22 protein-coding genes are annotated in these 22,884 nt (G+C 56.8%); 12 read left to right on the top strand and 10 right to left on the bottom strand.

The window, feature by feature from the left end:
* Positions 1-6: 6 nt before the first annotated feature.
* The 5 genes from lptA to AC2AXP_RS11800 form a co-directional block, all read right to left on the bottom strand.
* The gene (gene lptA / locus AC2AXP_RS11820) at positions 7-549 is read right to left on the bottom strand and encodes a lipopolysaccharide ABC transporter substrate-binding protein LptA (RefSeq protein ID WP_039991662.1); all 543 of its coding nucleotides are present in this window, start codon (positions 547-549) and stop codon (positions 7-9) included.
* A complete protein-coding gene (lptC, locus tag AC2AXP_RS11815; protein WP_004958135.1) occupies positions 518-1,096 on the bottom strand; it encodes an LPS export ABC transporter periplasmic protein LptC in 579 nt (192 codons plus the stop codon). Before lptC ends, lptA begins: the two co-directional genes overlap by 32 nt.
* Entirely contained in the window at positions 1,093-1,647 is a 555-nt protein-coding gene (gene kdsC, locus AC2AXP_RS11810; RefSeq protein WP_004958136.1) for a 3-deoxy-manno-octulosonate-8-phosphatase KdsC, read from the bottom strand. Before kdsC ends, lptC begins: the two co-directional genes overlap by 4 nt.
* A gap of 56 nt (positions 1,648-1,703) precedes the next feature.
* Positions 1,704-2,690 carry an arabinose-5-phosphate isomerase KdsD gene (gene kdsD / locus AC2AXP_RS11805; RefSeq protein ID WP_273869301.1) on the bottom strand — a complete coding sequence of 329 codons (987 nt, stop codon included), beginning with the start codon at positions 2,688-2,690 and terminating at the stop codon, positions 1,704-1,706.
* A 96-nt stretch (positions 2,691-2,786) separates the two neighbouring features.
* A complete protein-coding gene (locus AC2AXP_RS11800; protein ID WP_004958140.1) occupies positions 2,787-3,773 on the bottom strand; it encodes a calcium/sodium antiporter in 987 nt (328 codons plus the stop codon).
* A gap of 329 nt (positions 3,774-4,102) precedes the next feature.
* Between AC2AXP_RS11800 and mlaF the strand changes: the two genes are divergently transcribed.
* From mlaF to murA, 7 genes are all read left to right on the top strand, one after another.
* On the top strand, positions 4,103-4,906 hold the full coding sequence (gene mlaF, locus AC2AXP_RS11795; RefSeq protein WP_004958144.1) for a phospholipid ABC transporter ATP-binding protein MlaF: 804 nt from the start codon (positions 4,103-4,105) through the stop codon (positions 4,904-4,906).
* Positions 4,907-4,922: 16 nt separating this feature from the next.
* On the top strand, positions 4,923-5,705 hold the full coding sequence (mlaE, locus tag AC2AXP_RS11790) for a lipid asymmetry maintenance ABC transporter permease subunit MlaE (RefSeq protein WP_004958146.1): 783 nt from the start codon (positions 4,923-4,925) through the stop codon (positions 5,703-5,705).
* A 4-nt stretch (positions 5,706-5,709) separates the two neighbouring features.
* The gene (mlaD, locus tag AC2AXP_RS11785) at positions 5,710-6,261 is read left to right on the top strand and encodes an outer membrane lipid asymmetry maintenance protein MlaD (protein ID WP_004958147.1); all 552 of its coding nucleotides are present in this window, start codon (positions 5,710-5,712) and stop codon (positions 6,259-6,261) included.
* Positions 6,262-6,275: 14 nt separating this feature from the next.
* Positions 6,276-6,905 carry a phospholipid-binding protein MlaC gene (gene mlaC, locus AC2AXP_RS11780; protein ID WP_004958149.1) on the top strand — a complete coding sequence of 210 codons (630 nt, stop codon included), beginning with the start codon at positions 6,276-6,278 and terminating at the stop codon, positions 6,903-6,905.
* Positions 6,905-7,207, top strand: coding sequence for a lipid asymmetry maintenance protein MlaB (gene mlaB, locus AC2AXP_RS11775; RefSeq protein WP_004958151.1), 303 nt, complete (start codon positions 6,905-6,907; stop codon positions 7,205-7,207). Before mlaC ends, mlaB begins: the two co-directional genes overlap by 1 nt.
* A 137-nt stretch (positions 7,208-7,344) precedes the next feature.
* On the top strand, positions 7,345-7,599 hold the full coding sequence (gene ibaG, locus AC2AXP_RS11770; RefSeq protein ID WP_004958153.1) for a BolA family iron metabolism protein IbaG: 255 nt from the start codon (positions 7,345-7,347) through the stop codon (positions 7,597-7,599).
* Between the two features lie 246 nt (positions 7,600-7,845).
* Positions 7,846-9,105: a UDP-N-acetylglucosamine 1-carboxyvinyltransferase gene (murA, locus tag AC2AXP_RS11765; RefSeq protein WP_039991667.1), complete on the top strand. Its 1,260-nt coding sequence runs from the start codon at positions 7,846-7,848 to the stop codon at positions 9,103-9,105.
* Positions 9,106-9,169: 64 nt separating this feature from the next.
* Here murA and degS read toward each other — a convergent pair whose 3' ends face one another.
* From degS to zapG, 3 genes are all read right to left on the bottom strand, one after another.
* On the bottom strand, positions 9,170-10,228 hold the full coding sequence (gene degS / locus AC2AXP_RS11760) for an outer membrane-stress sensor serine endopeptidase DegS (protein ID WP_004958159.1): 1,059 nt from the start codon (positions 10,226-10,228) through the stop codon (positions 9,170-9,172).
* A gap of 89 nt (positions 10,229-10,317) precedes the next feature.
* Positions 10,318-11,685 (bottom strand): serine endoprotease DegQ, encoded by a 1,368-nt coding sequence (gene degQ, locus AC2AXP_RS11755; RefSeq protein WP_004958160.1) that lies wholly within the window; start codon positions 11,683-11,685, stop codon positions 10,318-10,320.
* Between the two features lie 197 nt (positions 11,686-11,882).
* Entirely contained in the window at positions 11,883-12,281 is a 399-nt protein-coding gene (gene zapG, locus AC2AXP_RS11750) for a Z-ring associated protein ZapG (protein WP_004958161.1), read from the bottom strand.
* A 233-nt stretch (positions 12,282-12,514) separates the two neighbouring features.
* On the opposite strand from zapG, the gene zapE reads away from it, so the two are divergent.
* From zapE to sspB, 5 genes are all read left to right on the top strand, one after another.
* Positions 12,515-13,642, top strand: a complete 1,128-nt coding sequence (gene zapE / locus AC2AXP_RS11745; RefSeq protein ID WP_004958163.1) for a cell division protein ZapE — start codon at positions 12,515-12,517, stop codon at positions 13,640-13,642.
* 266 nt (positions 13,643-13,908) lie between these two features.
* Positions 13,909-14,337, top strand: coding sequence for a 50S ribosomal protein L13 (gene rplM, locus AC2AXP_RS11740; RefSeq protein WP_004958166.1), 429 nt, complete (start codon positions 13,909-13,911; stop codon positions 14,335-14,337).
* A gap of 15 nt (positions 14,338-14,352) precedes the next feature.
* The gene (gene rpsI, locus AC2AXP_RS11735) at positions 14,353-14,745 is read left to right on the top strand and encodes a 30S ribosomal protein S9 (protein ID WP_004937080.1); all 393 of its coding nucleotides are present in this window, start codon (positions 14,353-14,355) and stop codon (positions 14,743-14,745) included.
* Between the two features lie 454 nt (positions 14,746-15,199).
* Positions 15,200-15,841 (top strand): stringent starvation protein SspA, encoded by a 642-nt coding sequence (gene sspA / locus AC2AXP_RS11730; RefSeq protein ID WP_004958168.1) that lies wholly within the window; start codon positions 15,200-15,202, stop codon positions 15,839-15,841.
* Positions 15,842-15,846: 5 nt separating this feature from the next.
* The gene (gene sspB / locus AC2AXP_RS11725; RefSeq protein WP_198773885.1) at positions 15,847-16,344 is read left to right on the top strand and encodes a ClpXP protease specificity-enhancing factor; all 498 of its coding nucleotides are present in this window, start codon (positions 15,847-15,849) and stop codon (positions 16,342-16,344) included.
* A 110-nt stretch (positions 16,345-16,454) separates the two neighbouring features.
* On the opposite strand, the gene AC2AXP_RS11720 is transcribed toward sspB, so the two are convergent.
* Together AC2AXP_RS11720 and gltB are read right to left on the bottom strand one after the other, a co-directional pair.
* The gene (locus tag AC2AXP_RS11720; RefSeq protein ID WP_004958173.1) at positions 16,455-17,873 is read right to left on the bottom strand and encodes a glutamate synthase small subunit; all 1,419 of its coding nucleotides are present in this window, start codon (positions 17,871-17,873) and stop codon (positions 16,455-16,457) included.
* A 10-nt stretch (positions 17,874-17,883) separates the two neighbouring features.
* Positions 17,884-22,353 (bottom strand): glutamate synthase large subunit, encoded by a 4,470-nt coding sequence (gene gltB, locus AC2AXP_RS11715; RefSeq protein ID WP_004958175.1) that lies wholly within the window; start codon positions 22,351-22,353, stop codon positions 17,884-17,886.
* Positions 22,354-22,884 lie beyond the last annotated feature (531 nt).

Genomic DNA, 22,884 nt, shown 5'->3' with positions numbered 1-22,884 from the left:
AGGTAATTAGTTGCTCTTTTTCTGCTGCCCGTTTTTGTCCTGCAACTGCGACGGTACCAGCACCGTCTTCACGCGGTTGCCTTTATCGCTGTACGCCTGCATCTGCTGCTGCTGCACCAGATAGGTGATGCGATCGCCTTTGACATTGCTGTCGAGCTGTTCCAGATAGGCATTGCCGGTCAGGGTAACCAGCTGCGGCGCCACATCGTAACGGACTTTCTGCGCATGGCCTTTCACCGGTTTACCGTTGTCCTGCATCTGATAGAAGGTGACCGGCTTGCCGAACGCTTCGATATAGGTCTTGTTCTGATCGCCGCCCGGACGGGTCACCACCACCTTGTCGGCTTTGATTTCAATGGTGCCCTGTTTGATCACCACGTTGTCAGTGAACGTGCTGACGTTGCTCTGCATATCCAGCGCCTGCTTCAGCGAGTCAATGCTCACCGGTTGATCAGAGTCGGATTTCAGCGCCAGTGCCGGGGCGCTGACGGCTAAAACGGTGCTGGCAATCAATAGATTACGGAGTTGTTTTTTGGTTCTGAATTTCATAGTTGGTCTTAACCTTATCAATCAGCTCAGCGGTTTTGGCCCGCAGGTTCCCACGCATTTTCATGCCGTTAGAGGTGAAGTTGGTGCCGAAGAGCGTCACTTCATCATCGGAGGACACATCCTGAGTCACCAGGTTTACCTGAGCATTGTCCGTTTTAATCTTTTCCAGTTGCGAGGTGGTGGTCAGGCTGTTCACCTCAACGTGGCCATACAGATACAGCATGCGGTCTTTGGTCAGTTTGGCGCGATCGGCGCGTACCGACCAGGTGGCGACGGCGTTTTCATCAAACAGCGTCATCACCGGTTGGGTAAACCAGCTCAGCTCGTCGGTGGTGTAATACTTCACGTCCTCTGCCACCAGTTTATAACTTAATTTACCGGCCGGGTTGTAGACGATAGTGACCGTATGCTGGCTCTGGTAGGTCGGAGCCTGAGTATTCATCGGCTCGGCCGTGCTATCGTCGTCGAAATCCGCCATGTTCCAGCCAATCAGGGCTAGCACGATCACCGTCAGTATAATGGTGATCCAGAGTTTGGTTTTGCTCATATCGACAGCCCTTTGGCGTCCTCCAGCTTGTTCTGAGCCAAAAGAATGATGTCGCACAGTTCACGCACTGCGCCACGGCCACCGGCAATGCGGGTGACATAATGGGCACGCGGCGTCAGCAGAGGGTGGGCATCCGCCACCGCCACCGCCAGACCGACCTGCGCCATCACCGGCCAGTCGATCAGATCGTCGCCGATGTAGGCAACCTGATCCGGCGACAGCGACAGTGTATCCAACAGTTCACGGAAGGCCAAAAGCTTATCGGACTGCCCTTGATACAGATAGCTAATCCCCAGCGTTTTTGCCCGATCTTCCAATAATTTGGCGGAGCGGCCGGTGATAATACCTACCTCGATATCCGAGGTTTTCAGGCAGCGAATGCCGTAGCCGTCGCGCACGTTGAAGGCCTTCAGCTCTTCGCCGTTGTTGCCCATGTAGATCAGGCCATCCGACAGCACGCCGTCGACATCGCAAATCAGCAGGCGGATTTTCCCGGCCCGTGCCATCACTTGTTCCGTTACCGGCCCGTAGCAGGTTTCAACCGTACTCATTCAATATCCTCAGGACTTCTTTCTAAAACAGGCTGGGCGCAGCGGCAGCCTGAAACTCATACCACGCCGGCGCGCAGCATGTCATGCATATGTACCACACCCAGCAACTGGTCGCCATCGGCAACCAGCAGCGCGGTAATATGGCGCTGCTGCATCAGGTTGAGCGCATCCACCGCCAGGGTGTTCGGACGCACCCGCACACCACCGAGCGTCATGACGTCGGCGATCCTGGCATGGTTCAGGTCGATGCCCATATCAAACACCCGGCGCAGGTCGCCATCGGTAAAGATACCGGCAATTTTCATCAGATCGTTGCAGACCACCGTCATGCCAAGGTTCTTGCGGGTGATTTCCAACAGTGCGTCGCGCAGCGACGCATCGGCGCTGACGTGCGGAATTTCGTCGCCGCTGTGCATGATATCAGTGACGCGCAGTAACAGGCGGCGACCCAGCGCGCCGCCGGGATGCGACAGCGCAAAATCTTCCGGGGTAAAACCGCGAGCCTTCAATAGCGCTACCGCCAGCGCGTCGCCCATCACCAGCGTTGCGGTGGTGCTGGTGGTCGGCGCCAGGCCGAGCGGGCAGGCTTCCTGCGGCACTTTGATACACAGATGAATGTCTGCGGCCTTGCCCATGGAACTGTCGGGATTGTTGGTCATGCAGATCAACGGGATGCGCTGGCGCTTCAGTACCGGGATCAACGCCTGAATCTCGTTGGACTCGCCGGAGTTGGAAATCGCCAGTACGATGTCTTGCGCCGTGACCATGCCGAGATCGCCATGGCTGGCTTCGGCAGGATGCACGAAGAATGATGGCGTACCGGTGCTGGCGAAGGTGGCGGCAATCTTGCAGCCGATGTGGCCGGATTTGCCCATGCCCATCACCACCACTTTACCGCCGCAGGCGGCGATCGCTTCGCAGGCGCGGGTAAAATCGTCGTTGATGTAGCGATCGAGCTGGGCCAGCCCGTCACGTTCGATCTGAAGCACTTCTTTACCGGCTTGCTGAAAATCGAAGCCAGCTTGCAACTCAATGTTCGACATGCTTGTTCCCGTCGGTTAGACCTGCATCCGTTACGATGGCAGGGGCATAGGCGGCGGTTATCGTTCGCCGCTTGCGCGCTCTGCGTTTCCCCGCCGCTATTGGCCACCGCCAACTATGCTGAAAGGGTTGAAAAACAGCACCGCAAGATACGCAATAAAGCCACATAATAACAGAGCACCCGCCAGATGGCCGATGCGATGTTTACGGCCGATGCACAGTGCGCTGAGCACCACGCTGACCGCCAACATTACCCAATAGTCGCGTTGGTAAGCGGCTGGATTGATGCTGCCCGGTGACAGCAGCGCCGGGACGCCGAGTACGATCACCGAGTTGAAAATATTCGAGCCGATAATATTGCCTATCGCCATATCGTCTTCACCTTTCAGTGCGCCGGCGATAGAGGTGGCAAGCTCGGGCAAACTGGTGCCGACCGCAATGATGGTTAACCCGACCACCAGTTCGCTCAGGCCGAAATAATGGGCGATCGCCGTCGCGTTATCGACAATCATTCGCGAGGAGAGCGGCAAGATGATAAACGCCAGCAGCAGCCACAGCATCGCCACGGTGTTGCTGCTGTCCTGCGGCAGTTCGGCAATTTGCTCCACCGTCAGGCTGTCGTTGCCTTCGCGCTGCGCCAGCCGGGCGATTTTCAGCATCAGCATGATAAACCCGGCGGCGGCGGCCAGCAGAATGATCCCGTCCAGTCGACTCAGGTGGCTGTCCATCAGCACAAAGCCGCATAATACTGTGACCGCCAACATCAGCGGCAGTTCGCGCCGCAGCACTTGCGAACGAGCTGCCAGCGGATGGATCAACGCGGCAACGCCCAGTATCAGCAGGATATTGGTAATGTTGGAGCCCAGTACGTTGCCGACCGCCATGTCGATCTGGCCGTTCAGGGCGGCGGTAACCGACACGATCAGTTCCGGCAGCGAAGTGCCGATGCCGACGATGGTCATGCCGATAATCAGCGGCGGAACGCCCAACGAACGGGAAATGACCGCTGCGCCATACACCAGTCGGTCGGCGCCATACACCAATAAAAATAAACCAACGATAAGTAACGCTATCGCGAGAAACATGCAAAGTCCTTGGGGGGATTATCCCGTTCGTTGGTTAAATGCTGCAATTCAGCTATCTTGCTTGCCCATATTGGTCTGCGACAGTGTCGCGACGCGTTTCCCAGGCTAAAATTCGTTCAGTTTCATTTTTTTGCGTTTTATGTCTAATTTTGACCGTGTGCAGCACAAAAGTAAAACCAATGGCACCATTGGTAGCGAAATGCGGGTAAGTTTTTGTAAAAATAGGCCGCGTGGCGCCCATTCGATTATTATCACGGGTAAATTCGTATCCCAATGCGTCGAACAGGGCGCAGAAATCCGTCAAATGAGCGGTATGTAAGGATCCAAACATGCTTCAGAAGGCAGACAATCTGGTCGAAGTGCGTGGCATGAGTTTTTCACGTGGCGATCGGCTGATATTTGAAGACATCAATCTGACGGTTCCCCGCGGCAAGGTGACGGCGATCATGGGGCCGTCCGGCATCGGTAAAACCACGCTACTGCGCCTGATCGGCGGCCAACTGGCGCCGGACCGCGGCGAAATCTGGTTTGACGGTGATAACATTCCCGCGCTGTCACGTCATCAGCTGTACGAATCGCGCAAAAAAATGAGCATGCTGTTTCAGTCCGGTGCGTTATTCACTGACCTGACGGTGTTTGAAAACGTGGCGTTTCCGCTGCGTGAGCACAGCGCGTTGCCGGAAGAAATCCTGCGCACCACCGTACTGATGAAGCTGGAGGCGGTCGGCCTGCGTGGTGCGGCCGAGCTGATGCCCAACGAACTGTCCGGCGGTATGGCACGGCGTGCGGCGCTGGCACGCGCCATTGCGCTCGATCCGCAACTGATCATGTTCGATGAGCCGTTCGTTGGCCAGGATCCGATCACCATGGGCGTACTGGTGAAGCTGATTGACGAACTGAACCACGCGCTGGGTATCACCTGCATTGTGGTATCGCACGATGTGCCGGAAGTACTGAGCATTGCCGATTATGCTTACATTGTGGCGGAAAACCGCGTGATTGCCGAAGGCACCACGCCGGAATTACACAATAATCCCGATGCGCGGGTGCGCCAGTTTCTGGATGGTATTGCCGATGGGCCGGTGCCATTCCGTTATCCGGCCGGTGATTACCGTGCCGAACTGCTAGGATAAGGGAGTAACTATCCTCATGTTATTACAGGCGTTAGCGTCTTTTGGACGCCGAGGCATCAACACCAGTGCCGCCTTTGGCCGTGCGGGACTGATGCTGTGGGGGGCGCTGGTCGGGCGACCCGAACCGCGCAGGCAATGGCCGTTGCTGGTGAAGCAGCTGCACAGCGTCGGCGTGCAATCATTGCTGATCATTATGGTTTCCGGGCTGTTTATCGGCATGGTGCTGGGGCTGCAAGGTTATCTGGTACTGACCACTTACAGCGCCGAAGCCAGCCTCGGCATGATGGTGGCGTTGTCGTTGCTGCGTGAACTCGGGCCGGTGGTGACCGCGCTGCTGTTCGCCGGCCGTGCCGGCTCGGCGCTCACGGCGGAAATCGGCCTGATGAAAGCCACCGAACAAATCTCCAGCCTGGAAATGATGGCGGTCGATCCGCTGCGGCGCATTGCGGCGCCCCGTTTCTGGGCCGGTCTTATCAGCATGCCGCTGTTGACTATCATTTTTGTCGCCGTGGGTATCTGGGGCGGTTCAGTGGTTGGCGTAGACTGGAAGGGCATCGATAGCGGCTTCTTCTGGTCGGCGATGCAGGGCGCCGTAGAATGGCGTCAGGATTTGCTTAACTGCCTGATCAAGAGCGTGGTATTTGCCATCACCGTTACCTGGATTGCTATCTTTAACGGGTATGACGCGGTGCCGACCTCCGAAGGGATCAGCCGGGCAACGACCCGAACCGTGGTACATTCGTCTCTGGCGGTGTTGGGATTGGATTTCGTGCTGACAGCACTGATGTTTGGGAATTGAGTCGATGCAAACGAAAAAAAGTGAAATCTGGGTTGGGGCATTTATGCTGATCGCGCTGTGCGCCATCATTTTTATCTGCTTGCAGGTGGCGAACGTCAAATCGATCGGCAATGAGCCGACCTACCGTATCTATGCCACATTCGACAATATTGGCGGCCTGAAACCGCGCTCACCGGTGAAGATCGGCGGGGTGGTGATTGGTCGAGTAGCGGATATCGCACTCGATCCCAAAACCTATACGCCACGCGTCGCGCTGGATATTCAGGACAAGTATGACCAGATCCCGGACACCAGCTCGCTGGCGATCCGCACTTCTGGTCTGCTTGGGGAACAGTACCTGGCATTGAACGTCGGTTTTGAAGATCCGGATATGGGCACGTCTATCCTGAAGGACGGCGGCACCATTCAGGACACCAAATCAGCAATGGTTCTGGAAGACTTGATCGGCCAGTTCCTGTACAAAAGCGGCGGTCAGGATGGCGCAGCCAAGCCGGGAGATGCGGCCAATGCGCCGGCTGCCGACGACGCCACGCCATCTGCCACCCCGAGTCATTAAAAGAGGAAGCCTGCATGTTTAAACGTTTATTGATGGTTGCCCTGCTGGTGGTTGCACCGCTGGCGAACGCGGCGGATCAAACCAATCCGTACAGCATGATGCAAGAAGCGGCGCAAAAAACCTTCGACCGCCTGAAAAACGAGCAGCCGAAAATCAAGCAGGATCCCAACTATCTGCGGACTATCGTGCATCAGGAACTGATGCCCTACGTACAGGTAAAATACGCCGGTGCGCTGGTGCTGGGTCGTTATTACAAAGAAGCTACGCCGGCGCAGCGCCAAGCGTACTTCACGGCGTTCCAGGCCTATCTGGAACAGGCTTATGGTCAGGCGCTGGCGCTGTATCACGGTCAGACCTACCAGATTGCGCCGGAAAAACCGTTGGGTAACGCAGATATCATCGCCATTCGCGTGACCATCATCGATACCGACGGTCGCCCGCCGGTTCGTCTGGATTTCCAATGGCGTAAAAACAGCAAAACCGGTAACTGGCAGGCTTATGACATGATCGCCGAAGGCGTCAGCATGATCACCACCAAGCAGAACGAGTGGGCATCTACGCTGCGTACCAAAGGCATCGATGGCCTGACCCAGCAGTTGCAGGCCGCAGCCCAACAGCCGATTACCCTGGATCAGAAAAAGTAATGGCGCCATCTCTTCGCTTTGACGCACAGCAGCAAACGCTGGTACTGAGCGGCGATTTGGATCGGGAAACGTTGCTGCCGCTATGGCAACAGCGTGAAACCCTGCTGGCGGGTAAAACCGCCGTCGACGTGGCGCAGTTGCAACGGGTTGACTCGTCCGGATTGGCGCTGCTGGTGCACCTGCGTGCGCAGCAGCAACGCCAGGGCGTAGAGTTGCAGATTATCGGGGCCACCGATCGGCTGAAAACGCTGATTACCTTGTACAACCTGCAAGAAATAATGCCTGTCGATACCGCCGTTTAGCGCGTTTATCTGGCGTTTTGGTTGCGTTTACCCAGAAAGCCCCTGTTACACAGGGGCTTTTTCTTTAGTTTAAGAAAGCGCCGTATTCCTCTAAGATGTCAGGCTGATTATGATCCTTTACAGCAGAACTGGATACTATGGAAAATAACGAAATTAAAGACGTGCTGATGAACGCGTTGGCACTGCAAGAAGTACACGTAACCGGCGACGGCAGTCACTTCCAGGTGATTGCGGTGGGCGAGATCTTTGCCACCATGAGTCGGGTAAAAAAACAGCAGGCCGTTTATGCGCCGCTGATGGAATACATTGCGGACAATCGCATTCATGCGTTGTCGATCAAGGCATATACCCCTGAAGAGTGGCAGCGCGATCGCAAACTCAACGGATTGTAAGGCGGCGTCCCCTCGGGGCTGTCAGCGATACCCAACATAAACGGCGTTGCATCAGGCGGGCGCAAGCGGCGTATCGGCGGCGTGGTTGACCACGTGGCTCGCGCGGTAAATCTCGAGGCTGGATTGGCGACGGTGTAGCGCAGCCAACCCAGCCAGAGCGATGGACAGGGCGAACAACGCCTTGCCAGCGCCGATGTGGTTCCCGCTATGCAGGGCCAGATTAATGACATAACAGAGAGTAGTCAGATGGATAAATTTCGAGTGCAGGGCCGGACCCGCCTGAGCGGTGAAGTGGCTATTTCCGGGGCGAAAAATGCTGCCCTGCCGATTCTGTTTGCTGCGCTATTGGCAGAAGAGCCGGTTGAGCTACAGAATGTTCCTAAATTAAAGGACATCGACACCACCATTAAGCTACTCAACCAGCTTGGCACCAAGATTGAGCGCAACGGTTCGGTATTCGTTGATGCCAGCGGTGTACATGAGTTTTGCGCTCCATACGATCTGGTGAAAACCATGCGTGCTTCCATTTGGGCGCTGGGGCCGCTGGTGGCACGCTTTGGTCGTGGTCAGGTTTCTCTGCCGGGCGGCTGCGCCATCGGTGCGCGTCCGGTCGATCTGCACATCACCGGCCTGGAGCAGTTGGGTGCGGAAATCAAACTGGAAGAAGGCTACGTTAAAGCGTCGGTTGACGGCCGCCTGAAAGGCGCGCATATCGTCATGGACAAGGTGAGCGTTGGCGCTACCGTCACCATCATGAGCGCGGCGACGCTGGCGACCGGTACCACCATTATCGAAAACGCCGCGCGTGAGCCGGAAATTGTCGATACCGCCAACTTCCTTAACACCCTGGGCGCCAAGATCAGCGGCGCCGGCAGCGACAAAATCATCATCGAAGGCGTCGAACGCCTGGGCGGCGGCGTATACCGCGTACTGCCCGATCGTATCGAAACCGGGACTTTCCTGGTAGCGGCGGCGATTTCCGGCGGTAAGGTGCTGTGTCGCGATACCCGTCCCGATACGCTGGATGCGGTATTGGCCAAGCTACGCGAAGCCGGTGCCGACATTGAAGTCGGCGAAGACTGGATCAGTCTGGATATGCATGGCCAGCGGCCAAAAGCGGTGACCGTGCGCACGGCGCCGCACCCCGGCTTCCCGACCGACATGCAGGCGCAATTCAGCCTGTTGAATCTGGTGGCAGAAGGGACTGGCGTGATTACCGAGACCATCTTCGAAAACCGCTTTATGCACGTGCCTGAGCTGATTCGCATGGGGGCACACGCGGAAATCGAGAGCAATACGGTGATTTGTCACGGGGTTGAGCAACTGTCCGGTGCGCAGGTGATGGCGACCGATCTGCGCGCGTCAGCCAGCCTGGTATTGGCCGGCTGCATTGCCGACGGCGTGACCATTGTCGATCGTATTTATCACATCGATCGTGGCTATGAGCGTATCGAAGACAAGCTGCGCGCGCTGGGCGCCAATATCGAGCGGGTGAAAGGCGAGTAACGACTGCGCAATTGCGTCATTTAACCTGCGAAAGCCCGGCTGATTCAGTCGGGCTTTTTTTATCTCAGTTACTGTCTTCGGGGAATTCACCCACCGTCATCTGCAACGTTATGCGTTTGCCATCGCGCAATACCACCACCGGGATTTCCGTCCCCGGGCGTATCTCCGCGACCTGATCCATGGTTTCCAGCACCGCGACCGCCGGTTTGTTGTCTACGTTGACGATCACGTCGTTGATATGGAAACCCGCGTTGGCGGCCGGGCCGTTTGGCGTGATTTCCGTGACGATGATGCCTTGCAGACGTTCAATACCCGACGTGGAGGTGCGCAGCGGGATGATCTCCTTGCCCTGGATACCGAAGTAACCACGAATCACCCGGCCATCACGGATCAGTTTGTCGAGGATTTTGGTGGCCAGTTCGGTTGGAATGGCGAAGCCCAAGCCCTCGGGGGTTTCGCCGTCGGTGACTTTGTCATAGGTCAGGGTATTGATGCCCATCAGTTCACCCAGCGAGTTGACCAACGCGCCGCCGGAGTTACCGCGGTTAATCGACGCATCGGTTTGCAGGAAGGTCTGGCGACCAGTGGTGCTCAGGCTGATGCGGCCGGTGGCGCTGATAATCCCCTGGGTCACGGTCTGGCCGAGGTTATACGGGTTGCCGATGGCCAATACCACATCGCCGATATGTGCCGAGCGTTTGGTGTTGATCGGAATCACCGGCAGATTGCCGGGATCGATTTTCAATACCGCCAGATCGGTCAGGCTGTCGGAGCCGACCAGCAGGGCTTCGTAGCGCCGGCCATCCTGCAATACCACGGTGATTTGCTGCGCATCCTTGACCACGTGACGGTTGGTGAGGATATAGCCGCGATCGTTCATGATCACACCTGACCCCAGCGAAAGCACGTTTGGTGCGCCGTTCATGTTGCGATTATAAATATTGACCACCGCCGGTGCCGCACGGCGCACGGCCTTGTTATAACTGGTCGGCGTTTCGTCGACGGTGCTCTCAAGCTTGGTTGCAAACAGTTGATTGGACGAGCGCAGCACGGGAAGCGCTGCCAACAGCAGGCCGGCAACGATCAAACCAATTACAACGGAACGCAAGAGCTTAGCAAACATGGAGTTTTAATACGTGAAATGGAAGATGGACGGAGAATACCACGAGTTAACCGGGCACAGTATGTTACCGAGCCCGGTTTTTGCACAAATTAACGCAACAGCAAATACAGGGTTTCGCCGCCGCGCACGATGTTGAGCGCCATAACCGGTGGTTTGGCTGCCAGCACTTTGCGCAGCGCGGTGATGTTTTCCACCCGCTGACGGTTGATGCCGATAATCACATCGCCTTTTTGCAGGCCTACCTGGGCTGCCGGCGTGCCCTTTTCGACGTTGTCGATTTTGACACCTTTTGCACCGCCGGTAATAGCGCCATTGCTGAGTGACGCGCCCTGCAACGCGGGAGAAAGCGTTTCCGCGCTGGTGGTGGCCGTTTCGCTATTATCCAGCGTCACCGACACTTCCTGCGGCTTACCGTCGCGCAACAGACCGACCTTGATGGTTTTACCCGGTGCGGTGGTTCCGACCTTGGCGCGCAGCTCGGCAAAGCTGCTGACCGGCTTGCCGTCCACCGACACCAGTATGTCACCGGCCTTGATGCCGGCCTTGGCAGCCGCAGACTTCGGCAGTACTTCGCTGACAAACGCGCCGCGCTGGGCGTCGGTGTTGAACGCCTTCGCCATGTCCGCCGTCATTTCGCTCCCCTTGATGCCGAGCAGACCGCGTTTGACTTCGCCAAATTCGATCAACTGCTGGCTGAGGTTCTGCACCATATTGCTCGGGATGGCGAAGCCGATGCCGATGTTGCCGCCGCCCGGCGCCAGAATAGCGGTGTTGATGCCGATCAGCTCACCGTTCAGGTTGACCAGGGCGCCGCCGGAGTTGCCGCGGTTGATCGAGGCGTCGGTCTGGATAAAGTTTTCCAACCCTTCCAGATTCAGGCCGCTGCGGCCCAGGGCAGAGATAATGCCCGAGGTGGCGGTCTGGCCCAGTCCGAACGGGTTACCGACGGCGACGGCGAAGTCGCCAACGCGCAGCGTGTCGGAATCGGCCATTTTTACCGCGCTCAGGTTTTTGGCGGTGACTTGCAGCAGCGCGATGTCGGTCTGTTCATCGCGGCCAATCAGTTTGGCGTCGAACTCACGACCATCGTTCAGCTGTACCTTGATTTTGTCGGCGTTGGCGATGACGTGGTTGTTGGTCAGGATATAGCCTTTGGCGGCATCGATAATCACGCCGGAGCCCAACCCTTCAAACGGGCGGGAGCTTTGCTTTTGCGTAGGGAAATTGGGGCCGAAGAAATATTTGAATTCTTCTGGCAATTGCTGGCGTTGCACCTGAGTCCCTTCAATATGCACGCTGACCACTGCGGGTAACACTTTTTCCAACATCGGCGCCAGGCTTGGCAATTGCTGCCCCTGAACGGCGAGTGGTAAAGCCGCGTTGGCCACCGGTACGGAGGCGAGCGTCAGGCCAATGCTCATTGCGAGTGCACTAAGTATTAACGACTTTTTCTTCATTGATGATAACTCTCTCAATACCTGCCGGTGAAAGTGTGATGATAAGGCAATTGCGTTGCCACAGTGAAGTTAAGACGGTGAATTTGCGTGAAAAGTTCACTGAAGTATTGCCTTAAGCATAGCGCAAGGGCGGGGAACGGTAAGCGGACGGAAGCAAAAGCCCGTGGCGCAGTGGCTCACGGGCTGAACAGTAACGGCTAGTCGCGGCGCGGTGCGCCACGCAGCAGGCCGGAAGCGCCTTCTGAGTAGTCGCGCGGCATTTCAACCGGCGCCTGATCGTTGTCCGCTTCGGATTCGGTCAGACGATAGCGGAACGGGTTTTCCTGCATCGGCAGATCCGGCAGCAGGTTGTTGGAGCTTTTCGCCATATGCTGATACAGCTGACGATAATCACGCGCCATGTTATCCAGCAGCTCTGCGCTGCGGGCAAAGTGGCCCACCAGTTCCTGACGATACTCTTCCAGCTCGGTTTTGCTTTTGTCCAGTTCGTTCTGCAAAACCTGTTGTTGACGTAATTTACGGTTACCAAAGCGCATCGCTACCGCACCAATGACGATACCGACCACCAAACCAATCAGCGCATACTCCCAGGTCATGATGACTCCTTTTGTGACTTCGTTGTTCCGCAGGGATTTTTCACTTAATAATATCCACTATAACCGTTAACCTTGTCCGAGTGGAATCCTGATGCGCTTTTACCTCCGGCGAACAGGGTTTTTGAGTGCGCCGCAGCGCGGGTAAATGTGGCGATAACCGGATAACTCACCGGTAACGCGTTGCTAAAATGGGCTAAATAAATTCTTACCGTTGTCAGGGATTATAGATAGACATGCAATCACAGTCACCGTTATCACGTTACCAGCAGGCGCTGGACGCGGGCGAGTATCAGGCCGATGAGGTTCAGCGACAGGCCATCAGTCGGTTGGACGGCATTTATCACCAACTGTTGCAGGCGCCGAAAAGCCGGGCCACAGGTGGCGGATTACGCAGCAAGCTTGGCCGCTGGCTAGGCAAGGGCGGCGAACCGGCGGCGCAAACACCGGTACAGGGCCTGTATATGTGGGGCGGCGTCGGACGCGGTAAAACCTGGCTGATGGACATGTTTTTTCACAGCCTGCCGGGCGATCGCAAGCTGCGGCTGCATTTCCACCGTTTTATGCTGCGGGTACATGAGGAACTGACCGAACTGCAGGGCCAGGAAAATCCGCTGGAGATTATCGCCGACGGCTTCAAGGCGCAGGCTGACGTGCTGTGCTTTGACGAGTTTTTCGTCTCCGACATCACCGACGCAATGCTGCTGGCAACGTTGCTGCAGGCGCTGTTTGCCAGAGGCATCACGCTGGTGGCGACCTCCAACATTCCACCTGACGATCTGTATCGCAACGGTTTGCAGCGGGCGCGTTTCCTGCCGGCGATTGATCTGATCAACCAGTATTGCGACGTGTTAAACGTTGACGCCGGTATCGATTATCGGCTGCGCACGCTGACGCAGGCGCATCTCTACCTGACGCCGCTCAATGCGCAGACGCAGCAGACGCTGGATCAGATCTTCGTCAAGCTGGCGGGCAAGACCGGGGAAGAGGCACCGGTCTTGCAAATAAATCACCGGCCGCTACCGGCGATCCGCGCGGTGGAAGGGGTCTTGGCGGTGGACTTCCATACCCTGTGCGAAGACGCCCGCAGCCAACTGGACTATATCGCGCTGTCGCGGTTGTATCACAGCGTGATGCTGTACAACGTACGCATCATGGGGCCGTTGAAGGAAAACACCGCTCGGCGTTTCCTGGCGCTGGTTGACGAGTTTTACGAGCGCCATGTCAAACTGGTGATTGCCGCCGAAGCGCCGATGTTCGAGATTTATCAGGGGGAGCGCCTCAAGTTCGAATATCAGCGCTGTCTGTCGCGTTTGCAGGAAATGCAGAGCGAGGAATACCTTAAGCTGCCGCATCTGCCGTGATACAATTCAGGGTCTCGACGTTGAGGCCCTCGCTCCAGCAGGCAAAATGCAATTTCCATTCAAAAACTGTTCGATCTTTGCGAGCGACTTCTCTATAATCTTGCGACCCCACGTTACAACAAAGTTTTTTTCCCAAAAACTTTATAGTGCCGGCAATGGCTATTCGAAGGGGTAGGTTTGCTGGACTTGATGGTCGTGTGAGCCTCAACTGTTTTCGAGCGTTTGGGTGTTCACCAACGTGTAACTAATTATTGGGTAAGCTTTTAATGAAAACTTTTACAGCTAAACCAGAAACCGTAAAACGCGACTGGTACGTTGTTGATGCAGACGGTAAAACTTTAGGCCGTCTTGCTACTGAACTGGCTCGTCGTCTGCGCGGCAAGCATAAAGCGGAATACACCCCGCACGTTGATACCGGTGATTACATCATCGTTCTGAACGCTGAAAAAGTTGCTGTAACCGGCAACAAGCGTAACGACAAGATGTACTACCACCACACCGGCCACATCGGTGGTATCAAAGAAGCGACCTTTGAAGAGATGATTGCCCGCCGTCCTGAGCGTGTGATTGAAATCGCGGTTAAAGGCATGCTGCCAAAGGGTCCGTTGGGTCGTGCAATGTTCCGTAAACTGAAAGTTTACGCGGGCACCGAGCACAATCACGCGGCACAGCAACCGCAAGTTCTGGACATTTAATCGGGATTAATGGCAATGGCTGAAAATCAATACTACGGCACTGGTCGCCGCAAAAGCTCCGCCGCTCGCGTCTTCATCAAGCCGGGCAACGGTAACATCGTTATCAACCAGCGCAGCCTGGAACAGTACTTCGGTCGCGAAACTGCCCGCATGGTAGTTCGTCAACCGCTGGAACTGGTCGACATGGTTGGCAAACTGGATCTGTACATCACCGTTAAAGGTGGTGGCATCTCTGGTCAAGCTGGTGCGATCCGTCACGGTATCACCCGTGCACTGATGGAGTACGATGAGACTCTGCGTTCTGAACTGCGTAAAGCTGGCTTCGTCACTCGTGATGCTCGTCAGGTTGAACGTAAGAAAGTCGGTCTGCGTAAAGCACGTCGTCGTCCGCAGTTCTCCAAGCGTTAATTTTTCTGCTCCGGCAGAACGATACACGCAAAAAACCCGGTGTTTCACCGGGTTTTTTTATGCCTCAAATTTAATATTCCTGCATTAAAATCTGTGGGATATCAGACAAATCACGATGAAATCGCCACGCATCCCCCACAAAACAGGCAAAATCTGGTAAACTATCATCCACTTTTGCGCCTGTTCGCCGAGCAGCTGCCGTCAGTCTACCTCCAAGGCCGAATTCCAGACCCTAAGGTTTATCTGCGAGCATGCCGGCTGCGGCAAGATCATTCAGGATAGCAGCCTGGTAACCCGATAGATTTCATGGTGCAGCAAGACGGCGACCGAATGCATCCCCAGCAGCTTGGCTTGTCAGCCGACGGGGAGATGAGGGAGCCGATATCGTTGCGGCATGAAAGGTGAAGGGACGTTGGCTATTCGCAGTATTTTCTAGATAAACTTGGAGGTTTTCATGGCTGTCGCTGCCAACAAACGTTCGGTAATGACGCTGTTTTCTGGCCCGACCGACATTTTTAGCCATCAAGTACGTATCGTACTGGCGGAGAAAGGTGTCAGCGTCGAGATTGAGCAGGTTGAGATGGATAACCTGCCGCAGGATCTGATTGACCTCAATCCTTACCAAACGGTACCAACGCTGGTCGATCGCGAGCTGACCCTGTATGAATCCCGCATCATCATGGAATACCTTGATGAGCGCTTCCCGCACCCGCCGTTGATGCCGGTTTACCCGGTGGCACGTGGCGAAAGCCGCCTGTGGATGCAGCGTATCGAGAAAGACTGGTATACGCTGATGTACAAAATCGAGCGTGGCACCGGCCAGGAAGCTGAGGCGGCGCGCAAGCAGCTGCGTGAAACGCTGATCGAAATCGCACCGGTATTCAATATCAAGCCGTATTTCCTCAGCGATGAATTCAGCCTGGTCGATTGCTACCTGGCGCCGTTGCTGTGGCGTTTGCCGCAGATGGGCATCGAGCTGAACGGTGCTGGCTCCAAAGAGCTGAAAGGTTACATGACTCGCGTATTCGAGCGCGATGCGTTCCTGGCCTCCCTGACCGAAGCCGAGCGCGAAATGCGCCTGCAAACTCGGGGCTAAGCAGCATGGATATGTCCCAGATGACACCGCGCCGTCCCTACCTGTTACGCGCGTTCTATGACTGGTTGCTCGACAACCAGCTGACGCCGCATCTGGTGGTTGATGTTACGCGCCCCGATGTGCAGGTGCCGATGGAGTTCGCGCGCGACGGCCAGATTGTGCTGAACATTGCGCCGCGTGCGGTGGGCAATCTGCAACTGGGTGATAACGACGTGAGCTTCAACGCGCGCTTTGGCGGCGTACCGCGCCAGGTACTGGTGCCAATGGCCGCAGTACTGGCGATTTACGCGCGTGAAAACGGCGCCGGCACCATGTTCGAACCGGAAGCCGCGTATGAAGCTGAAGGCACCTTTGAGGGGCTGGACAACGAGACAGTGCCGTCCGAAAGCCTGATGTCGGTGATTGACGGCGATCGTCCGGACGCCGGTGACGATCGTGATCCGGATGACGAGCCGCCACAGCCACCGCGCGGTGGTCGCCCGGCATTGCGCGTCGTCAAGTAACGTTAGCGCAAAAAGAAAAAGGTACAGCATGGCTGTACCTTTTTTTATGCTGGTAAGCGAGACCCGACGGCGCCATGTAACGCCCGGCATAGGCCGGGCAGCGCGGGCGATTACACTTCCAGATAGTTGAGGATGCCGTCGGCAGCCTTGCGCCCTTCGGCAATCGCCGTGACCACCAGATCCGAGCCGCGCACCGCATCACCGCCGGCAAAGATTTTCGGGTTGCTGGTCTGGAAGGCGTTTTCGATACCTTCCTGTGCGACGATGCGCCCCTGCTTATCCAATTGCACGTCGTGGGCCGCCAGCCAATCCATCTGGTGCGGGCGGAAGCCAAACGCCATGACCACCGCATCGGCGTCAAGAACGTGCTCGGAGCCCGGTACCTGCTCGGCGACCTGGCGGCCATTGGCATCTGGCGCACCCAACTGAGTACGCACCATCTTAACGCCGGCAACGCGGCCGGCGCTGTTGAGTTCGATGCTCAGCGGTTGCAGGTTGAATTTGAACTCAACCCCTTCCTCGCGGGCGTTTTTGACTTCACGCTTGGAGCCCGGCATGTTGACTTCGTCACGACGGTAGGCGCAGGTGACCTGCGTAGCGCCTTGACGAATCGAGGTCCGCACGCAGTCCATGGCGGTATCACCACCGCCCAGCACCACCACGCGTTTGCCTTCCATACTGACGTAGGGCTCCTGCACGCTGGCGTCGTAACCCATCAGCTGCTTGGTATTGGCAATCAGGAACGGCAGCGCGTCGTACACCCCCGGCGCGTCTTCGTTGTCCAGTCCACCGCGCATCGATTGGTAGGTGCCGACCCCAAGGAACACCGCGTCGTAGTCGTTCAACAGCGCATCCATGGTGACGTCTTTGCCGACTTCGGTATTGAGCTGGAACTCGATGCCCATCTCACTGAAGATGTGACGGCGTTTGACCATTACCTCTTTTTCCAGCTTGAAGGCCGGAATGCCGAAGGTCAGCAGGCCGCCGATCTCGGGGTGACGATCGTAAACCACCGCTTTCACGCCGTTGCGGGTCAGTACGTCGGCACAGGCCAGGCCGGCTGGGCCGGCACCGATGATTGCCACGCGCTTGCCGGTCGGCTGCACGTGCGACATATCGGGTTTCCAGCCCATCTCGATTGCTTTATCGCTGATATAGCGTTCGATATTGCCGATGGTCACTGCGCCGAATTCGTCGTTCAGGGTACATGACCCCTCGCACAGACGATCCTGGGGACACACGCGGCCGCAGACTTCCGGCAGGCTGTTGGTCTGGTGTGCCAGATCCGCCGCCTCCATGATGCGACCCTCGTTAGCCAGCTTCAGCCAGTTCGGAATGTAGTTGTGAACTGGACACTTCCATTCGCAGTAAGGGTTGCCGCACGACAGGCAACGGTCTGCCTGCGCTTTCGCCTGGGTTTCCGAAAACGGCTCGTAAATCTCTACAAACTCAATTTTACGGATCTTCAGCGGTTTCTTTGGCGGATCAACGCGCTGCAAGTCGATAAATTGATACACATTCTGACTCATTGATGACCTCTTACTGCGCCTGAACCCGCAGCTCGGCTGCGGAACGACTACGGTGACCCAATAATGCCTTCACATCACTGGACTTCGGCTTGACCAGCGCGAACTTCGACGCCCATTCCGGCCAGTTGGCCAGAATTTCCTCGGCGCGTGCAGAGCCGGTCGCCTGCACGTGCTCGGTAATCAGGCCTCGCAGGTGTTCTTCATGGATCGCCAACTGATCGACGTCCAATACCTCTACCAGCTCCGGGTTCACGCGTTTACGGAATTCACCGTCTTCATCCAATACGTAGGCAAAGCCGCCGGTCATGCCGGCACCAAAGTTGATGCCGGTTTTGCCCAGCACACAGACGATGCCGCCGGTCATATATTCGCAGCCATTATCGCCGATGCCTTCAACGACGGTGATGGCACCGGAGTTGCGCACCGCAAAACGTTCGCCCGCACGGCCAGCGGCGAACAGCTTGCCGCCGGTGGCGCCATACAGGCAGGTATTGCCGATGATGCTGGCCTCAAAACTGCGGAAGGCGGAGCCGACCGGTGGACGAACGGCGATGCTGCCGCCAGCCATGCCCTTGCCGACATAGTCGTTGGCGTCGCCGGTCAGGGTCAGCTCAACGCCGCCGGCGTTCCATACGCCGAAGCTCTGGCCGGCGGTGCCGGAGAAGTGCGCCTTGATCGGATCCGCCGCCATACCCTGATCGCCATGTACCGCAGCAATTGCGCCGGACAGCGTTGCCCCCACTGAACGGTCGGTGTTGCGAATATCAAAGTAGAACGTCTTGCTGTGTTTCGCTTCGATAAACGGTTCAGCCTGTGCCAGCAGCTCTTTATTCAGCAGACCGCGGTCGAACGCCGGGTTGCTGCTTTCGGTGCAATACACCGCCTTGCCCGGATGCGGCGTAGCGGTTTGCAGCAACGGCGACAGATCCAGCTTGTTCTGCTTGGCGGAAATGCCGTCCAGTTCGGTGAGGAACTCGGTGCGGCCAATCAGATCCACCAGTTGGCTGACCCCCAGCGACGCCATGATCTCGCGGGTTTCCCGTGCGATAAACTGGAAGTAATTGGTCACGCGTTCCGGCAAGCCGTGATAATGGTCACGGCGCAGTTTTTCATCCTGAGTGGCTACGCCGGTGGCGCAGTTGTTCAGGTGGCAGATACGCAGGTATTTACAGCCGAGCGCTACCATTGGCCCGGTGCCGAAGCCGAAGCTTTCCGCGCCGAGGATTGCGGCTTTGACGATGTCGACGCCGGTCTTCAGACCGCCATCAACCTGCAGGCGGATCTTGTGACGCAGACCGTTGGCTACCAGCGCCTGCTGAGTTTCTACCAGGCCGAGTTCCCACGGACAGCCGGCGTATTTGACGGAAGACAGTGGGCTGGCGCCGGTGCCGCCGTCGTAGCCGGCGATGGTGATCAGGTCGGCATAGGCCTTGGCCACGCCGGTCGCGATGGTACCAACGCCCGGTTCGGACACCAGTTTCACCGAAATCACCGCCTTCGGGTTGACCTGTTTCAGGTCGAAAATCAGCTGGGCCAGATCCTCAATCGAATAGATATCGTGGTGCGGCGGCGGGGAAATCAGCGTTACACCCGGTACCGAATAGCGCAGCTTGGCGATGTACGGTGTGACCTTGTCGCCCGGCAACTGACCGCCTTCGCCCGGTTTCGCTCCCTGAGCGACCTTAATCTGGATCACGTCGGCGTTAACCAGATAGGCCGGAGTCACGCCGAAGCGGCCGGACGCAACCTGTTTGATGCGCGACACTTTGTTGGTGCGGTAACGCGCCGGGTCTTCGCCGCCTTCGCCGGAGTTGGAGAAGCCGCCGAGGCTATTCATGGCGATGGCCAATGACTCGTGAGCTTCCGGGCTGAGGGCGCCGATCGACATTGCCGCGGTATCAAAACGGCCGAACAGCGATTCTGCCGGTTCAACCTGATCTACCGGGATTGGCGCGCCTTTTGGCGTAATGGCCAGCAGATCGCGCAGCATGGCCACCGGACGCTGGTTAACCAGCTTGGCGTAAGCCTGGTAATCGGCGTATTCGCCGCTGTGCACTGCTTTTTGCAGCGTGTTGACCACGTCCGGGTTATAGGCATGATATTCGCCGCCGTGGACGAACTTCAGCAGGCCGCCCTGATCCAGCGGCTTGCGCTTGAGCCAGGCGCGCTTGGACAGGTTTTGCAGATCCTGCTGGAAGTCGCTGAAGCTGGCTCCGCTGATGCGGCTGACCACGCCCTGGAAACACAGGTCGGACAGATCGCGATGCAGGCCAACGGCTTCAAACAGTTTGGAGCAGCGGTAAGAGGCTACGGTCGAAATGCCCATTTTGGACATGATCTTGTACAGCCCCTTGTTGATGCCGTTGCGGTAGTTGAGCATCACGTCGCGGTATTTTTTGTCGATCGCCTGGCTGTCCACCAGTTTGGCCAGTGTTTCATAAGCCAGGTACGGGTAGATGGCGGTAGCGCCAAAGCCCAACAGCACGGCAAAGTGGTGCGGATCGCGGGCGCTGGCGGTTTCAACGATGATATTGGCATCGCAGCGCAGGCTTTTTTCAACCAGACGGGTCTGTACCGCGCCCACGGCCATCGGTGCCGGTACTGGCAAACGGTTCGGTGCAATGGCGCGATCGGACAACACCAGCAGCACTGCGCCGTCGCGTACCTTGCGTTCCGCTTCATCGCACAGGGCGCGGATCTTCTGCTCCAGATCCTGCTCTGCCGGATCGAAGGTCAGATCCAGCGTGTCGGCGCGATAGTATTCGCCTTCCAGCGTAGTGAGCTGTTTGAAGTCCGAATACAGCAGAATTGGCGATTTAAAGCTCAGACGGTGTGCCTGGCCTTCGGCCTCGCAAAACACGTTCATTTCACGGCCGATACTGGTCGCCAGTGACATCACATGCGCTTCGCGTAGTGGATCGATCGGCGGGTTGGTGACCTGGGCGAACTGCTGGCGGAAGTAATCATAAATGATACGCGGACGGCTGGAGAGCACGGCGAAGGGGGTATCGTCGCCCATTGAACCGGTAGCTTCCTGGCCAATCTCGCCCAACACGCGGATCACCTGATCGAGCTCTTCGCTGCTGTAGCCGAACTGCTTCTGGTAGGTTTCCAGCGTAGCGTCGTCCAGCTCACGGCTGCCGACCTGGTCTTCCGGCAGGTCTTCGAACGGCACCAGCCGCTTGACGTTTTTCTCCATCCACTCTTTGTAAGGATGGCGGCTCTTCAGATCGTTGTCGGTTTCGGCAGAGTGCAGAATACGGCCGCTGCGGGTGTCGATCACCATCAGTTCGCCGGGGCCAACGCGGCCTTTTTCGACCACTTCGTCCGGTTGATAATCCCAGATGCCGACTTCCGACGCGCAGGTGATCAGCTTGTCTTTGGTGATGACATAGCGCGCCGGGCGCAGACCGTTACGGTCAAGGTTACAGGCGGCGTAGCGGCCATCGGACATGACGATGCCCGCCGGGCCGTCCCACGGTTCCATGTGCATCGAGTTGAAGTCGAAGAAGGCGCGCAGATCGCCGTCCATGTCAGGGTTGTTCTGCCAGGCTGGCGGCACCAGCAGACGCATGGCGCGGATCAGATCCATCCCGCCTGCCAGCAGCAGTTCCAGCATGTTGTCCAGCGAGCTGGAGTCGGAACCGGTTTCGTTGACGAAAGGCGCCGCAGATTGCAAATCCGGGATCAGCGGCGTCTGGAATTTATAGGTACGGGCGCGCGCCCACTGACGGTTACCGGTGATGGTGTTGATCTCGCCGTTGTGCGCCAGATAGCGAAACGGTTGCGCCAGCGGCCAGCGTGGCACGGTATTGGTGGAAAAGCGCTGGTGGAACAGGCAAATGGCCGATTCCAGGCGCAAATCTGCCAGATCCAGATAAAAGCGCGGCAGATCCGCCGGCATGCACAGGCCTTTGTAGATCGTCACCAGGTTGGAGAAGCTGCAGACGTAGAAGCTGTCGTCCTGCACCTCTTGCACGCGTTTTTCAATGCGGCGGCGTGCCACAAACAGGCGGCGCTCCATGTCGCGCGGACGCCAGCCGGCCGGGGCATTAACAAAAATCTGTTCAATACGCGGCAGGGAAGAGAGCGCAATTTCACCCAGTACGTCCGGGTTGGTCGGTACTTCACGCCAGCCGACGATCGACAGCGTTTCGTTTTGCAGTTCTTCTTCCACAATGCGGCGGCTGGCACGAGCCTGTTCCTCGTCCTGACTGAGGAACATCATGCCGACGGCGTAATTCTTGGCTAAGCGCCAGCCGCGCTCTTCGGCAACCATGCGGAAAAAGCGATCGGGCTTTTGCAATAACAGGCCGCAACCGTCGCCAGTCTTGCCGTCAGCAAGAATTGCGCCACGGTGCTGCATACGGGCCAGTGCGTGAATAGCGGTACGCACTACCTTATGGCTAGGTTCGCCTTCTATGTGGGCGATCAGGCCGAAACCACAGTTGTCCCTCTCTAGGGATTTGTCGTACAACATATCAGTGAACCTCCCCAGGCTCTGCGTGACTCTCACAACCGGTGCACGAGCGGCTTAACGCGCTTGGGCAGACGCTCAATCGGCGAATACCCGTGATATATCCATGAGGTATTCATAACGCCAATCTGCTTTTCCGCCCTCCGTTAAGGGCCTCTCGTGACGGTTATCACAAGTGGTGAAGACTTGTTTTAAGAGGGAGTCTTAAATTACTGCATAAATATGACGAGTCGTTTGCCCGTCCAGAAAGCTTCCAGCGGACTTCCAACTTATCGAGAAAGAATACGCAGGTCAAATATAGGCTTATGGACCTTTTAAATGGCGGTAAAAGTAATTAATTTTTTGATTTATAATGTTTTTTAATGTTATTTGACCTGGATCAGCATGGCGCTGACCGCCGAAGAAATGTGAGCTGTCTCACTATAGTGCAACCGCTGGATCTCTGCACCATGCTAGTGCGGGCTGGAATGGCAGAATATTATTCCAGTAAATCTGACTATTTTGTTGTTTGTAACTATTTTTCATTAGTCTGTC

It is taken from the genome of Serratia sp. Sp408, assembly GCF_057180665.1.
Note: the sequence above shows the minus strand (reverse complement) of the source record. Positions and strands in the feature narration are given on the sequence as shown.

Coding starts and splice junctions, on each gene's coding strand:
- degS (WP_004958159.1), bottom strand. CDS start 10,228: ATGTTTGCTAAGCTCTTGCGTTCCGTTGTAATTGGTTTGATCGTTGCC.
- mlaC (WP_004958149.1), top strand. CDS start 6,276: ATGTTTAAACGTTTATTGATGGTTGCCCTGCTGGTGGTTGCACCGCTG.
- zapE (WP_004958163.1), top strand. CDS start 12,515: ATGCAATCACAGTCACCGTTATCACGTTACCAGCAGGCGCTGGACGCG.
- AC2AXP_RS11720 (WP_004958173.1), bottom strand. CDS start 17,873: ATGAGTCAGAATGTGTATCAATTTATCGACTTGCAGCGCGTTGATCCG.
- mlaD (WP_004958147.1), top strand. CDS start 5,710: ATGCAAACGAAAAAAAGTGAAATCTGGGTTGGGGCATTTATGCTGATC.
- kdsC (WP_004958136.1), bottom strand. CDS start 1,647: ATGAGTACGGTTGAAACCTGCTACGGGCCGGTAACGGAACAAGTGATG.
- murA (WP_039991667.1), top strand. CDS start 7,846: ATGGATAAATTTCGAGTGCAGGGCCGGACCCGCCTGAGCGGTGAAGTG.
- sspA (WP_004958168.1), top strand. CDS start 15,200: ATGGCTGTCGCTGCCAACAAACGTTCGGTAATGACGCTGTTTTCTGGC.
- mlaB (WP_004958151.1), top strand. CDS start 6,905: ATGGCGCCATCTCTTCGCTTTGACGCACAGCAGCAAACGCTGGTACTG.
- rpsI (WP_004937080.1), top strand. CDS start 14,353: ATGGCTGAAAATCAATACTACGGCACTGGTCGCCGCAAAAGCTCCGCC.
- lptC (WP_004958135.1), bottom strand. CDS start 1,096: ATGAGCAAAACCAAACTCTGGATCACCATTATACTGACGGTGATCGTG.
- zapG (WP_004958161.1), bottom strand. CDS start 12,281: ATGACCTGGGAGTATGCGCTGATTGGTTTGGTGGTCGGTATCGTCATT.
- rplM (WP_004958166.1), top strand. CDS start 13,909: ATGAAAACTTTTACAGCTAAACCAGAAACCGTAAAACGCGACTGGTAC.
- lptA (WP_039991662.1), bottom strand. CDS start 549: ATGAAATTCAGAACCAAAAAACAACTCCGTAATCTATTGATTGCCAGC.
- mlaE (WP_004958146.1), top strand. CDS start 4,923: ATGTTATTACAGGCGTTAGCGTCTTTTGGACGCCGAGGCATCAACACC.
- sspB (WP_198773885.1), top strand. CDS start 15,847: ATGGATATGTCCCAGATGACACCGCGCCGTCCCTACCTGTTACGCGCG.
- AC2AXP_RS11800 (WP_004958140.1), bottom strand. CDS start 3,773: ATGTTTCTCGCGATAGCGTTACTTATCGTTGGTTTATTTTTATTGGTG.
- degQ (WP_004958160.1), bottom strand. CDS start 11,685: ATGAAGAAAAAGTCGTTAATACTTAGTGCACTCGCAATGAGCATTGGC.
- gltB (WP_004958175.1), bottom strand. CDS start 22,353: ATGTTGTACGACAAATCCCTAGAGAGGGACAACTGTGGTTTCGGCCTG.
- mlaF (WP_004958144.1), top strand. CDS start 4,103: ATGCTTCAGAAGGCAGACAATCTGGTCGAAGTGCGTGGCATGAGTTTT.
- ibaG (WP_004958153.1), top strand. CDS start 7,345: ATGGAAAATAACGAAATTAAAGACGTGCTGATGAACGCGTTGGCACTG.
- kdsD (WP_273869301.1), bottom strand. CDS start 2,690: ATGTCGAACATTGAGTTGCAAGCTGGCTTCGATTTTCAGCAAGCCGGT.